Source organism: Frankia nepalensis (genome assembly GCF_016786325.1).
GTDB classification, from domain to species: domain Bacteria; phylum Actinomycetota; class Actinomycetes; order Frankiales; family Frankiaceae; genus Pseudofrankia; species Pseudofrankia nepalensis.
This window is the reverse complement of the sequence record NZ_JADWYU010000209.1, coordinates 1-13,519: the sequence shown is the minus strand read 5'-3', so window position 1 is coordinate 13,519 and position 13,519 is coordinate 1. Positions and strand designations below refer to the sequence as shown.

The following is a 13,519-nucleotide window of genomic DNA, read 5'->3' as shown; positions in this document are numbered from 1 at the left end:
GGGCGGCCAGCCGCCGTCGATCAGAATGCGGGCACGATCATGAGGAGTGGCGGGGTGTCGGCCGTATATCCCCCTCGCTATCATTCCGCCGTGTACGACGCGGCCTGGCCTGAAAGCTCGCGGGGATCCCTGGCCGCGAACGAGCGGTGGGCACTGCTAGTCCGCCTTGTGCGGGCCGCCTTCGCGCGGTTTGCCAATGGTGAGCCGACGGTCTGGGCACCTGGCGGCCGGGAGTCGGGGCCAGTCGGGAACATCCAGCGCGACGACCCCCTCAATCCCTTCGCGGATCTCCCGTTCGAACAGTCGGCCCTGGCACGGCGGCGGCCGGATGAGAAGGTGGCCGAGTTTCTGGTCGACCGGCCCACGTTCGTGGTTCCCGCGCTGCGGATGAGGGACCAGGGAGCGTATCCGTACGAGAGTCTTCTCCCGAACTGCCGGCCGGGGGGCCCGTCCGCGGTTCTCGCGGCGGTGGTGCCGCCGTCCATGCTCGTCGCGGATCGCAAGGCGGGCGTCCGGGACGCGCTGGCCAGGTTCTGGCGACCGGCACTGGTCATGTACGGCTCGAACTTCTCGTCGGCTCTCTACCCCGTCGTCGACTTCGCCCTGCCGTTCTTCGTCCCGCGGACGGGCGCCTCGGAGCAGGTCTACCTGTTCCGGTTGCACAGGCGAGTGGACCTCGGCGAGATCGAGAGCGACTTCGCCAGCCTGCTGGCCAGGAGCGAGGGGCGCCAGCGGTTCGGCTATGTGCTCTCCGCTGGCCTCGCCCCGGGCGCGGGCCTCGGATTCGACCAGCACCATCCTGACACCGAGGCGCTCAGGTCGGCGGTCCGCTCGTTGGGGGACACCACAGCCCTGGGGGACGCCTTCGACCTGCCGGAGCCGTCGATACTGGCGCAGCGCGCGGCCCGGGAGGGCCGGCTGGCCCGCGAGGGGGATCCAGGCGCCGTGCGGGTGGTCACCGGCCGCGACCTGACGCGGGAAGGCAGGATCAGTCCCGCTGACGAGTACTCGAAGTGGGCGGTCCTGGCGCCCAACAGGTTCCTGCGGCCGGGAGACATCCTGCTCAGGGAGACCGTGGCGCGCGGAGATCTGCGCATGCCGGTCGTCGAGGTCACCGAGGACGATCTGCCCCTGGCCGCGAGCGGCACAGTCATCGTCCTTCGGCCAAGGGCCGGCCTGGACGAGCGGGACCGCGTGGTCGCCGTGCACTACCTGCGTTCGCGGATGGCTCGGCGCCTCATCGACGCCGACCGGGAGAGCTCCGCCCGCCTCGTCCGGGGTCAGCTCCGCAAGGTGCCGATCCCGAGGGCGAACGACGCGCTGCGCGCGGCCCTGGCCGACCTGGACGACGCCCGGACCCAGTTCGAGCGGTGGCGGGTGCAGGCGGAGGAGGTGCTCCAGGCGGCCTTCTCCGAGGCCACCGCGGGTGAGATCCGGGATCAGGTCGTGGCCAGCGGCCGGGAGCTGCGCCTGCGCCGTGAGGCAGCCCTGCTGATCAGCGACCAGCACCATACGGTGCGCACACGGTACCCGTATCCCATCGCGTTCCGGTGGCGACTGGTCGAGGCCGCGCTCAGCGCGGAGGACCACCGGCTCGCGCTGGACGAGATCCTCGGGGCGGCGGAGGTGCTGCTCTGCTACCTGACCTATGTCGCTCTCGCGCTCACGGGCCCGTCCGGAGTAGAGCTTGGCTCCAAGAAGAGCCTGCGGAACAACCTTGCCAGGAAGAAAGGCGGCCCGACCTTCGGCGAGTGGCGCAGCGCCCTGCGGGAGATCCGGGCCTCGACCGCCGTGAAGGCGTTGCCTGACGACCATCCGGCGCGGGACCTGCAACGCGCCCTGGAGGAGGGTGAATTCGACGAGCGGGCGCGGCGCCTCAACGACCGCAGGAACAACGAGGCACACCTGCGCGGGGTGGACGTGACGGAGCTTCCCCGCGTCGTCAGGCAGCTGAGCGACGACCTCGAAGGGCTGCTGAGATCGGTCGCCTTCCTGGCGGACCTGCGGCTCGTCCAGGTCACGGCCAACGACTGGAACAGCCTGACGAAGAAGGGCGCTGTCAGCTTCCGGGAGCTCGTCGGAGATCATCCGGTCGTGCGGACCCTGCGTCTTTCTTACGGTTCCTCCGACGTGGAACGGGGCAGCCTGTACCTTCTCGATGGCGCGGACCGCCTGCACCTCCTGAGGCCCTACCTGACCGGGCGAACGTGCCCAATCTGTCGAACCTGGTCGACCTTCCACCTTGACGGCGTCAAGAACGGCCTCGTCACCCTGAAATGCCTGGAGCACGGTCACACGGTCCAGGACAACGAGATCGCGGCCGCCTTCGGTCACGTCGGCCTTCTGTGACGAGGGCTCGAGGTGGCTCGCCGCCTCGGCGGACGCTCGGTTCCATGGTGTGGGTCGCTCGGCTAGGCGCGCGGCACGTCCAGACGAGGGCACGTCTGGCGAGGCTGGTCGACCCGCCCAGGCCGGCGGCGTTGGCGGCCGGCGGGCACCGGCCCGCCCGGCCTCAGAGGACGATCGCGGAGATGAGCCAGGTGAGGGCGGCCAGGATGCCGGCCAGGAGCTCCACGAGAATGCCGATGCCGATGCCGATGACCGCGGCCCAGGTGGTCGAGAGGGCGTCCCGCCAGTTCCTGAGACGGATGGCCTCGGCGGCGTAGATGCCGAGCAGGCCGCCGACGGGCAGGCCGACGACCGGGATCACGAAGAAGCCGATGACCGCGCCGACGGCGCCGACGAGCAGCGTCGTCCACGGCGCGCCCTTGCCCTTGGTGGCCTTCGCCGGCAGTACGTACTGCGCGACCGCTCCGATGACGGCGAGCACGACCATCACGGCGAACACGGCCCAGCGCACCCCACCGCCGTCGGCGATGGTCCACCACAGGCCCGCGCCGAGCACGATGACCAGGCCCGGCAGCACGGGAACGATGACTCCCACCAGCCCGACCGCCATCACCAGGCCGACGACGAAATGCATGCCGAGGCTGATGGGCCACCTCCGTTCTCGTCGCCGCGGGCAGTGACCTGGCCACAGCCACTCTGCCTTCGTTGATCACACGGGCCGCCGTCCACGCGGCCTCGGCGCGGACGTTACCCAGGCAGGCCGTAGCCAACCAAAATGGGCGTCTTTGCCGAAACAGGTGGTTCCCGCCCGAGGCTTGGGGTCGGCCAGGCGCGGGGTCGGCCAGACACGAGGTCGGCAGACGACCGGCGCGGTGTCAGAAGTCGTAGGCGCGCTCGCCGTGCAGGGCGATGTCCATGCCCTCGCGCTCCTCGTCGACCGACATCCGCATCCGGACGAACATGCGGATGAGATAGCCGATGACCAGGGTGACGATGAACGAGTAGGCGACGACGGCGCCAACCGCCAGCGCCTGCTTGGTGAGCAGATCGAGCCCGCCGCCGTAGAAGAAGCCGTCCGCGCCGCCCGTCTGCGACGAGCCCCAGAATCCGATCAGCAGGGCGCCGAGCGAGCCGCCGACCAGGTGCACGGCACCCACGTCGAGGGCGTCGTCGATCCCGATCTTGCCCTTGATGCCGGTGACCGACGCGCACACCACGCCAGCTATCAGCCCGATGCAGATGGAGCCGACCGGGGTGACGTAGCCGGCCGCCGGGGTGATCGCGACGAGGCCGGCGACCGCGCCGGAGGCGGCGCCGAGCGTGGTCGACCGGCCGTCGCGCAGCTTCTCGGTGAGGATCCAGCCGAGCAGCGCGCAGGCGGCGGCGGTGTTGGTGTTCACGAACGCGAAGCCGGCGAGCTCGTTGGCCTTCAGCGCGGAGCCGGCGTTGAACCCGAACCAGCCGAACCAGAGCAGCCCGGCGCCGAGCAGCACGAACGGCACGTTGTGCGGCCGGAAGTTGCCGTCCGGCCAGCCTCGCCGCTTCCCGACGACGATGGCGATCGCGATCGCCGCGGCACCGGCGTTGGCGTGCACCACCGTCCCGCCGGCGAAGTCCTCGGCGCCGTGCTCGAACAGCCAGCCGGTCGGCGAGAAGACCCAGTGCGCGACCGGCGCGTACACGAGCACCGACCACAGGATGATGAAGGTCGCGAACGGGCCGAAGCGGAACCGGTCGGCCGGGCCGCCGGTGATCAGCGCGGGAGTGATGATCGCGAACATCAGCTGGAAGGCCGCGAACACGATCGGCGGGATCGACTGCCCGAGATCACCGCTGTAACCGGGGACCTGCTCGCTCATGTGCTGCAGGCCGGCGAAGTGCAGGCCGCCGAAGAAAGCGTTGTCGCCACCGAACGCGATGCTGTACGTACAGCTGACCCACAGCAGGCTGACAATCCCCATACAGAAAAAGTTCTGCATCAGCATGCCAAGGACGTTCTCCACACGGACCATGCCGCCGTAAAAGAACGCCAGCCCGGGCGTCATCACGAGCACGAGCGCGGAGCTGGCCAGCAGCCACGCGGTGTCTCCGGAGTCGATCGCGCCGACGTCGAACGGCATGTCCCGCCTGTCCTGGGCTCTGGGGATCGGTAGCGGCCGGGCCTCCGGAGCGGCGCGGCAAAGGATCATCTGGCCGGTGGGGGACCCAAGGTGGCAGAGTGCGCACCAGCCGTTCCGAAGTGGTGTCCCTTGTATCACACACGAGTTACGGCGGAGATTTGAGGGGGGTTTGTTCTCGCTGTCGGCGGCCGGTGTGGGAGATGGGTGGCGTGGTTGGTTGTCGGCCCGGGCGTGGCGCGTGGATTTCACATCCCATCGGGAGATCGCCGTACCCGACTCGCCGAGTGACCGAGTCGCGTCGGATGGTGGTGACCGCGCGGGTCGCGCCGCGACCGACGTCTCTTACCGCGGGACTTCCTCCCCGCAGCGAGGGAGCGGGTCGACCAGATCGAAGCGCTTCCCGTCCGGAGCGACCTGCACGAAGCTCAGGCAACGGGTCAGCTTGCCGAAATCGGCGCGGAAGTCGATCGGCTGGGGCAACAGGCCGTCGGCGGTGTAGCCGCGGACCGCGCGTAGCGCCTTGATGAACCCTTCCCGAGTCGGGCACGTGCCGGCGGCCTGCAGGCCGCGCAGCAGCATGTCCGCCGAGATCCAGCCGGACAGGGCGGCCTGCTGGTTGGCCGGCCGCGTCTCGGGGGCGTAGCGCGCCATCGCCGTCAAAAACCCCTTGTGAGCGGGGCGGTCCGCCTCAAAGGGCGTGAAGTCAACGACGAGATACACGCCGGCGATGATTTGCTTGAAGGTGTCGAGCAGTCGCTGGTCGTAGCCGGTGGGGGAGAGGATCACCTTCAGGTTCGCCTGGGCGCCGAGGGCGGCCAGCACCGCTTGTCCGAACGCGCCGCCGGTCACGGCGCCCACCATGACGTCGGCGCCACTCTCCTTGATCTGGCGGCCGAGGGCGCCGAAGTTGACCGGCGCGGTCGCGTCCACCGTGGCGACGACCGGGATGCCGCGCGCCCGCAGGCTCGCCGTGAGCACCTCGGCGAAGTCCTGCGACGTACGGGAGAACTGGGTGACGACCATGACGGCGCGCTGTCCGCCATGCTCAACCACGAAGTCGCCGTAAGTAGATACCGCGCCCGTGTGGCCGAGCAGGTTCGAGTAGCTGAACATGTTGTCGTACCGCGTCCAGGGATCCTCCAGCGACGTCCCCAGCACGGGGATTCCCTGGCTGTGCAGAAACGCGGCCGACCCGCTGGCTACCGACGTGGACTCCAGGATCGCGAACACTGGGCGGTTGACCAGCGCGCCGGCGCCGACCAGGTTTCTCTCCGGCTCGGAACCATCGTCCTCCCAGTCGTACCTCACCTGCCGTCCGTGCACGCCACCGGCGGCGTTGGCGACGCCCAGCCGGGCATCCACGCCGGCCCGGAACGGGCTGAACAACGACTCAGCGTTGCCGGAGTCCGGCAACAGCATGCCGAGCCGGACCTCGTCCTCGGTGATGCCGGGTGTGGGGCATCCCCCCGCCGGGCGGCCAGCGCCCGCCTGACTCGGTGCCGCGCAGCCCGCCAGCGCAGCGGCCGCCGCGTACGCGATCGCCAAGCACGCGGCGGTGAGCGCGTGGATCCGGTGCCTTGCCCGCTCCCTCGTCCTCACCCAACCCACAATGACGAGGAATGCGGCTCCACGACGCCCATCTGTTGGGGATGTGATGTCAATGCGGCCCAAGGTGGGCTTGCGGTGGCCGTTATGTGGCTTTTCTGGGCTCTTGTGCTGTGATCCAGGAGTGGGCTTGGTGGATCGATAGTCGCCCGATCGATGATCCTGATCCCGCCCGGGGCTCCGGTCGCGGCGCTGGCCATCTCGGCGGGCCGCCGCCCGATCGGCCGCGGGTCCTGTTGGATAGGCGGGTGCTCCTCGTCACGTTGGGTGCCGTGCCCGGTGCCTCCGCCGACCTCGCGGCCGGCCCTGCCCCGGTCGTCGCGACACCCGTCCGGCCGGCCGTCGTCCCGGCTCACGTTCGGCGCCCGCCGCGTCGGGGCCAGCCCGGCGAGGCGCCTCGCGGTGACGGTGGCGCAGCGTGGTCGCTGGATTCGGCCGGCGACACGGGCGATATACCGGGAATTCAGCAAGTGACGCGTCAGAATCCCACCATGACGGTCAGCATGCCGGTCGCTGTCCGCGCGCGCTTCACCCGCCCGGATGCGCGCGTAGTGGCTGAGCCGTGAGGGTCACGGTTCCGCGCGCCGAGTTCGCGGAGGCGGCGAGCTGGGTGGCGCGACACCTACCAGCGCGGGCGATGCCGGCCCCGCTGGCGGCGAGCGCCGGGATGGTGCTGGACGCGGGCGAGCGGCTGACCCTGTCGGCGTTCGACCATCAGGTGGCGGTGACGGCGACTCTCGACACCGCGGCGGCGGTCCCTGGCCGGGCGCTGGTACCGGGCCGGCTGGTGGCCGAGATCGTGCGCAGCCTGCACGACGAGTCGGTGCGCCTCGTCGTGGACGAGGGCTGGCTGCTGGTACGCGCCGCCGGCGCCCACTACCGGGTGCCGACGCTGCCGCTGGTCGACTACCCGGCACTGCCCGAGTTCCCGCCGCCGGTCGGCGAGGTCGACACCCTCGGTTTCGCGGCCGCGGTCAACCAGGTCGTCCCGGCGGCGGCCAGGGACGAGACGTTCCCGGTGCTCACCGCGCTGCGCCTCGAACTCGGCGCCCGAGGCCTCACGCTGGTCGCGACCGACCGCTACCGGCTCGCGGTGCGCACGATCCCGTGGCGGCCGTCGGTGCGGGCGCCGGAGGCGGTCGCGCACGTCCCCGCCCGCCTGCTCGCCGATCTCGCCCGCATCCCGACGGCCGCGTCCCGGCTCGCGCTCGGCCTCGGCACCGAGGACGAGGGCGGCCCCGCCCGCTTCGGGCTGTCGACCGGGTCGCGCCGGGTCGTGGTCCGGCTCGTCAACGGGACATTCCCGCACTATCGCCGCCTGTTTCCCGACTCGGTCCCGCTGCTCGCCTGCGCGCACATCGGCCCGCTCGTGGCGGCGATCCGCCGTGTCGCGGTGGTCGCGCCCCGCACCGGCCCGGTGGTGCGCCTGACCCTGTCCGCCGGCATGCTCACCGCGGACGTCGGCCCGGACGCGGGCACCACCACCGCCGCGGACTCCGGGCCGCTGGGCCTGGCCTCCGCGACCGACTCGGTGCCGATCGACTACGACGGACCGGACCTGGTCGCCTGGTACAACCCCGGCTATCTGCTCGATGGGCTGGGCGCCGTCGACGGCGACGAGGTGACGATCGGTTTCGCGGACACCGACCCGGAGGAGGCGGCCCGGCTTCCCGCGATCCTGACCGGCAAGGACGACGACGGCTACCGCTACGTCCTCATGCCGGTCGTGCGTTCGGGGGGCGCCTGAGGGTCGGGTCTGGCCTTCGGGTCTGGCTCAGATCTCCAGGAGGATGGTGCGCGGGCCGACGTTGACGCTCTCGACGAGCATGCGGCGGTCGCCTCAAGGTCGCTGGCGCGACCATCGGCGCTCCGCCTCGGGGCGCTGGGCGCCCCGACCGACCTGGTAGTGGGCAGGCCTGAGAATCAGGGGTCTGGCGCGTCTCGGGTTGGGATCATGGTTGCGATCCGTGGGGGCGGGTGCGCTCATGGGCGCCGCGGGCGACGGCTGAGGGTCGGGTCTGGCCTTCGGGTCTGGCTCAGATCTCCAGGAGGATGGTGCGCGGGCCGACGTTGACGCTCTCGACGAGCATGCGGCGGTCGCCTCAAGGTCGCTGGCGCGACCATCGGCGCTCCGCCTCGGGGCGCTGGGCGCCCCGACCGACCTGGTAGTGGGCAGGCCTGAGAATCAGGGGTCTGGCGCGTCTCGGGTTGGGATCATGGTTGCGATCCGTGGGGGCGGGTGCGCTCATGGGCGCCGCGGGCGACGGCTGAGAGTTGGGTCTGGCCTTTGGGGGGTCAGATCTCCAGGAGGATGGTGCGCGGGCCGACGTTGACGCTCTCGACGAGCATGTGGGCGCGGAAGCGGCCGGTTTCGACGGTCGCGCCGCGGGCGCGCAGCGCGTCGACGAACGAGTCCACCAGGCCGGCCGCCATCTCGGCCGGCGCGGCCTTCGTGAACGACGGCCGGCGGCCCTTCGCCGTGTCGGCGTACAGGGTGAACTGGCTGACGACCAGCAGCGGCGCGCCGGTCTCGGCGGCGGACCGGTCGCCGTCGAGGATGCGCAGCTCGTGGACCTTGCGGGCGAGCCGGTCGGCCTCCTCGGCCGTGTCCGTGTGGGTCGCGCCGACGTAGACGAGCAGGCCGTCGGTCACCGCCCCGACCACCTCGCCGTCGACCGTGACGGATGCCCGCCCGACGGTCTGGACCACGGCTCGCATGCGCGCAGTCTTCCACCTCTGCCCCGCCGGCCCCGAGCGGCCGGCCGGCTGGCGCCCGACCACCGATCACCGTGGTGAGCGTCGGACCTCGCGGCCTCGGCCGCGCGGCGGGGATGCGGCGGGGATGAGGAGGCGCGGCGGGATGGGGAGGCGCGGACCGGCTCAGGCGCCGTGCGGGTTGTGGAGGAGGGAACCGCCGGTGGGGAAGGCGCCGCGGCGGACGCCCGGCGCCGGGCGGACGCCGGGCGGGAGCATGTCGTTGGCGGCCGCGTTGGCGACGAAGTCGACGAGGGTCGCGCGCAGCTCGCGGGCGGCTCGCGGCGGCTCGACGTCGCGCCGGTGCGCCAACCCGATCGTGCGGCCCAGCCCCGGAGGATGGAACGGTGTCGTGCGTAGTGGTTGCCGGAAGGCCACCATGCTCGGGATGACGGCGATGCCGAGCCCGGCCATCACGAATCCGCACACGGCGTCCATCTCGCCGCCCTCGATCGCGAACGTCGGCTCGAATCCGGCGGTTCGGCAGGCGCCCACGGTGAACTCGCGCAGGTCGTAGCCACGCCGGAACATCACCAGTGGCTGGTCGCGCAGGTCGTCCACCGCCATCCGGGCGCCGCGCACGGGCGGCGGCCCGTCAGGGGAGGAGATGACGACCAGGTCCTCGTCCAGCAGCGGGCTGGTTGCCAGCGCGGGGTCGTTCTGCTGCAGCGGCAGGATGATCAGAGCCAGGTCGAGCGCGCCGACCGCGAGCTCGCCGACCAGGTCGCGCGAGCCGCCCTCCTCGACGAGCAACTGGATCCCGGGGTAACGCTGGCGGAACAGCCGCAGCACCTCCGGGAGCACGCCGGTGCACAGGCTCGGGGTCGCGCCGATCCGGACGGTGCCGCGGCGCAGGTCCCCTAGTTCCTGGACCTCGCGGCGGGCCGTGTCGGTGTCCGCCAAGATCCTCCGGGCCAGCGGAAGCAGCGCCTCACCCGCCGGAGTGAGTGTGATATTCCCCCTAGCCCGGTTGAACAGGGGGCTGCCGAGCTCCGTCTCCAGCGCCCGAATTTGCGCGGACAGTGACGGCTGGGCCACGTGAACGCGTGTAGCGGCCCTGGTGAAGTGCTTCGTCTCGGCCACAGCGACGAAGTAGGCAAGCTGATGCAGCTGCACGCCTAGGACGATAGTCGTGCCCTATTGAGACCAGCATCTTCATGTCTTGGACCTTGGCCGCTTGCGACCCGTACGTTGCTCGACCGTGGCAGTAGCAACCCCGGCGACCCAGGTAGGGCGCACCTCGGCCGTGGCCGTCCTATGGCGGTCAAACATCGGCAAGAAGGCAGTAATGGCGGCCACTGGCCTGTTCATGCTGCTCTTCCTCATCGCCCACATGCTGGGCAACCTCAAGATCTTTTTCGGCAGGGAGGAGTTCGACTCCTATGCCCACTGGCTGCGCACGATCGGCAGCCCAGTGCTCCACAACGCGTGGTTCCTCTGGATCTCGAGGTTCGTGCTGCTGGCCTGCGTCGTGCTGCACGCGGTCAGCGCCTACCAGCTGAGCCGGCGTGACCTGAAGGCTCGGCCGGCGAAGTACGCTCACCGGCTGCGGCCGACCGCGAGCTACGCCACGAACACGATGCGCTTCGGCGGCATCATCCTCGGCCTGTTCATCATCTACCACATCCTCGACCTGACGGCCCTGGTCGCGAACCCGAACGGCGTCGAGGGCGCGGCCTACGACAACGTCGTCGCTGACTTCTCGCACTGGTACATCGCGCTCGTCTACATCGTCGCGATGCTCGCGCTCTGCCTGCACATCTCGCACGGCTTCTGGAGCGCCGCGCGCACGCTCGGGGCGGTCTCCAGCGCCACGAAGGCCACCGCCTACAAGACGACGGCGATCGTGCTCGGCGTCGTGATCACGCTCGGCTTCATCTCCGTCCCGATCGCGGTCCTGTCCGGTTTGGTGGATTGAGCATGTCTGAGACCTACGGTTACACGGTCGGCACGGACCTCGTCGACAAGGCCGCCCCGGACGGCCCGATCGACACCCGCTGGAGCCGGCGCAAGTTCGAGGCGAAGCTGGTCAACCCGGCCAACCGCCGCAAGCACACCGTCATCGTCGTCGGCACGGGACTCGCCGGCGGCGCCGCCGGCGCGACGCTGGCGGAGCAGGGCTACCGCGTCGTCCAGTTCTGCTACCAGGACTCGCCGCGCCGGGCCCACTCGATCGCCGCGCAGGGCGGCATCAACGCGGCCAAGAACTACCGCAACGACGGCGACTCGGTCCGCCGGCTGTTCTACGACACGGTCAAGGGCGGCGACTTCCGCGCCCGCGAGTCGAACGTGCACCGGCTCGCCGAGGTCAGCGTCCAGATCATCGACCAGTGCGTCGCCCAGGGCGTCCCGTTCGCCCGCGAGTACTCGGGCCTGCTGGACACCCGCTCGTTCGGCGGCGTGCAGGTGCAGCGCACCTTCTACGCCAGGGGCCAGACGGGCCAGCAGCTGCTGCTCGGCGCCTACCAGGCGCTGTCGCGCCAGATCGACGCCGGCAACATCGAGATGCACGCCCGCACCGAGATGCTCGACCTGATCGTCATCGACGGCCGGGCCCGCGGCATCATCGCCCGCGACCTGGTCACCGGCGAGGTCTCGACCTACATGGCCGACGCGGTCGTGCTCGCCACCGGCGGCTACGGCAACGTCTTCTACCTGTCGACGAACGCCAAGAACTCCAACGCGAGCGCGATCTGGCGGGCGCACAAGCGGGGCGCCTACCTCGCGAACCCCTGCTACACGCAGATCCACCCGACCTGCATCCCGCGGTCCGGCGACTACCAGTCGAAGCTCACCCTGATGAGCGAGTCGCTGCGCAACGACGGCCGGATCTGGGTGCCGAAGCAGACCGGGGACACCCGCAGCCCGGACCAGATCCCCGAGGACGAGCGCGACTACTACCTCGAGCGGATCTACCCGTCGTTCGGCAACCTGGTCCCGCGCGACATCGCCTCGCGCGCGGCCAAGTACGTCTGCGACGAGGGCCGCGGCGTCGGCCCCGGCGGTCTCGGCGTCTACCTGGACTTCGCCGACGCGATCAAGCGGCTCGGCGAGGACAAGGTCGCGGAGAAGTACGGCAACCTGTTCGAGATGTACGAGCGGATCACCGGCGAGAACCCGTACAAGGTCCCGATGCGGATCTACCCGGCGATCCACTACACGATGGGCGGGCTGTGGGTCGACTACGACCTGCAGAGCAACGTCCCCGGCCTGTTCGTGATCGGCGAGGCCAACTTCTCCGACCACGGCGCGAACCGCCTCGGTGCCTCCGCCCTCATGCAGGGCCTGGCCGACGGCTACTTCGTGCTGCCGCCCATGCTCGGTAACTACCTGGCGAGCACCAAGCTCGCCCCGGTCGACTCCTCGGCGCCCGAGGCCACCGAGGCCTACGAGCAGAGCACCGAGAAGCTCGCGAAGCTGCTCGCCAGCAACGGCGACCGCACGCCCGACTCGTTCCACCGGGAGCTCGGCGAGCTGATCTGGGACAACTGCGGCATGGCCCGAACCGACGAGGGCCTCAAGAAGGCGCTGAGCCGCCTGGCCGAGCTGCGCGAGGAGTTCTGGACGCGGGTCAAGGTCCCCGGCACCGGCGCCGAGCTGAACCAGTCGCTGGAGAAGGCCAACCGGATCGCCGACTTCATCGAGTTCGGCGAGCTGCTCTGCCTGGACGCGCTGCACCGCGCCGAGTCGTGCGGTGGTCACTTCCGCGAGGAGAGCCAGACCCCCGACGGCGAGGCGCTGCGCGACGACGAGAACTTCGCCTACGCGGCCGCCTGGGAGTTCACCGGGATCGGCAGCCCGCCGGTGCTGCACAAGGAACACCTCCAGTTCGACGAAGTGCACCTCGCCCAGCGGAGCTACGCATGAAACTCACCCTGCGCATCTGGCGGCAGAGCGGTCCCGAGGCCAAGGGCACGCTCGTCGACTACCAGCTGGACGACGTCAGCCCCGACATGTCGTTCCTGGAGATGCTCGACGTCCTCAACGAGAAGCTCATCCTCGACGGGGAGATCCCGGTCACCTTCGACCACGACTGTCGCGAGGGCATCTGCGGCGCCTGTGGCATGGTGATCAACGGCGCGCCGCACGGCCCGCAGACCCTGACCACCACCTGCCAGCTGCACATGCGCACGTTCTCCGACGGCGACGTCATCGTCATCGAGCCGTGGCGGTCGGCGGCGTTCCCGGTGGTCAAGGACCTGATGGTCGACCGGTCCGCGTTCGACCGGATCATCCAGTCCGGCGGCTACGTCAGCGTGGCGACCGGCTCCGCGCCGGAGGCGCACTCCCAGCTGGTGCCGAAGCCGGACGCGGACCTGGCGTTCGAGAACGCCGAGTGCATCGGCTGCGGCGCCTGCGTCGCCGCCTGCCCGAACGGCTCGTCGATGCTGTTCGTCTCCGCCAAGGTCTCGCACCTCAACGTGCTGCCGCAGGGCCAGCCGGAGCGCGAGACCCGGGTGCTGGGCATGGTCGAGCAGATGGACGCCGAGGGCTTCGGCGGGTGCACCAACACCGGCGAGTGCACCAACGCCTGCCCGAAGGGCATCCCGCAGGAGAGCATCGCGCGGCTCAACCGCGAGTACCTGCGCGCCTCGCTCACCCGGCGTCGGTAGGCGCTCCGCCCGCGCCGCGTCCCGGTGACGCGGCGCGGGCCCGCCGGGCGCCGGGGCCCCCCGGGGTGGCCGGGGCGG

Annotated in this window: 10 protein-coding genes; 5 read left to right on the top strand and 5 right to left on the bottom strand. The window is 70.6% G+C overall.

The genetic code is table 11. The features are described from left to right. Positions 1–336: 336 nt before the first annotated feature. The gene (locus tag I6A81_RS33240; RefSeq protein WP_203005928.1) at positions 337–2,349 is read left to right on the top strand and encodes a hypothetical protein; all 2,013 of its coding nucleotides are present in this window, start codon (positions 337–339) and stop codon (positions 2,347–2,349) included. A gap of 163 nt (positions 2,350–2,512) precedes the next feature. Here the strand turns inward: I6A81_RS33240 and I6A81_RS33235 are convergent, their stop codons facing one another. From I6A81_RS33235 to I6A81_RS33225, 3 genes are all read right to left on the bottom strand, one after another. After that, a complete protein-coding gene (locus tag I6A81_RS33235; protein WP_203005929.1) occupies positions 2,513–2,983 on the bottom strand; it encodes a DUF456 domain-containing protein in 471 nt (156 codons plus the stop codon). Between the two features lie 241 nt (positions 2,984–3,224). Beyond that, positions 3,225–4,469, bottom strand: a complete 1,245-nt coding sequence (locus tag I6A81_RS33230; RefSeq protein ID WP_203005930.1) for an ammonium transporter — start codon at positions 4,467–4,469, stop codon at positions 3,225–3,227. Between the two features lie 342 nt (positions 4,470–4,811). Continuing rightward, positions 4,812–6,068, bottom strand: coding sequence for an ABC transporter substrate-binding protein (locus tag I6A81_RS33225; RefSeq protein ID WP_307875086.1), 1,257 nt, complete (start codon positions 6,066–6,068; stop codon positions 4,812–4,814). A 568-nt stretch (positions 6,069–6,636) separates the two neighbouring features. On the opposite strand from I6A81_RS33225, the gene dnaN reads away from it, so the two are divergent. Then, complete coding sequence (gene dnaN, locus I6A81_RS33220; RefSeq protein WP_203005931.1) at positions 6,637–7,821, top strand: DNA polymerase III subunit beta; 1,185 nt, start codon at positions 6,637–6,639, stop codon at positions 7,819–7,821. A 548-nt stretch (positions 7,822–8,369) separates the two neighbouring features. Here the strand turns inward: dnaN and dtd are convergent. Beyond that, a complete protein-coding gene (dtd, locus tag I6A81_RS33215) occupies positions 8,370–8,792 on the bottom strand; it encodes a D-aminoacyl-tRNA deacylase (RefSeq protein WP_203005932.1) in 423 nt (140 codons plus the stop codon). 162 nt (positions 8,793–8,954) lie between these two features. After that, positions 8,955–9,944 carry a LysR family transcriptional regulator gene (locus tag I6A81_RS33210; RefSeq protein WP_203010399.1) on the bottom strand — a complete coding sequence of 330 codons (990 nt, stop codon included), beginning with the start codon at positions 9,942–9,944 and terminating at the stop codon, positions 8,955–8,957. Between the two features lie 172 nt (positions 9,945–10,116). On the opposite strand from I6A81_RS33210, the gene I6A81_RS33205 reads away from it, so the two are divergent. The 3 genes from I6A81_RS33205 to I6A81_RS33195 are packed head-to-tail and all read left to right on the top strand — an operon-like array spanning position 10,117 to position 13,441. After that, on the top strand, positions 10,117–10,746 hold the full coding sequence (locus I6A81_RS33205) for a succinate dehydrogenase cytochrome b subunit (protein WP_238430297.1): 630 nt from the start codon (positions 10,117–10,119) through the stop codon (positions 10,744–10,746). A gap of 2 nt (positions 10,747–10,748) precedes the next feature. Then, positions 10,749–12,695, top strand: coding sequence for a fumarate reductase/succinate dehydrogenase flavoprotein subunit (locus I6A81_RS33200; protein ID WP_203005935.1), 1,947 nt, complete (start codon positions 10,749–10,751; stop codon positions 12,693–12,695). Continuing rightward, a complete protein-coding gene (locus I6A81_RS33195) occupies positions 12,692–13,441 on the top strand; it encodes a succinate dehydrogenase/fumarate reductase iron-sulfur subunit (protein ID WP_203005936.1) in 750 nt (249 codons plus the stop codon). The genes I6A81_RS33200 and I6A81_RS33195 overlap by 4 nt, the downstream gene beginning before the upstream one ends. The last annotated feature ends 78 nt before the right edge of the window (positions 13,442–13,519 follow it).

Excerpts from the sequence above, each read along its gene's own strand:
- I6A81_RS33205 (WP_238430297.1), top strand. The coding sequence starts at position 10,117 with ATGGCGGCCACTGGCCTGTTCATGCTGCTCTTCCTCATCGCCCACATG.
- I6A81_RS33230 (WP_203005930.1), bottom strand. The coding sequence starts at position 4,469 with ATGCCGTTCGACGTCGGCGCGATCGACTCCGGAGACACCGCGTGGCTG.
- I6A81_RS33195 (WP_203005936.1), top strand. The coding sequence starts at position 12,692 with ATGAAACTCACCCTGCGCATCTGGCGGCAGAGCGGTCCCGAGGCCAAG.
- I6A81_RS33235 (WP_203005929.1), bottom strand. The coding sequence starts at position 2,983 with ATGCATTTCGTCGTCGGCCTGGTGATGGCGGTCGGGCTGGTGGGAGTC.
- dtd (WP_203005932.1), bottom strand. The coding sequence starts at position 8,792 with ATGCGAGCCGTGGTCCAGACCGTCGGGCGGGCATCCGTCACGGTCGAC.
- I6A81_RS33200 (WP_203005935.1), top strand. The coding sequence starts at position 10,749 with ATGTCTGAGACCTACGGTTACACGGTCGGCACGGACCTCGTCGACAAG.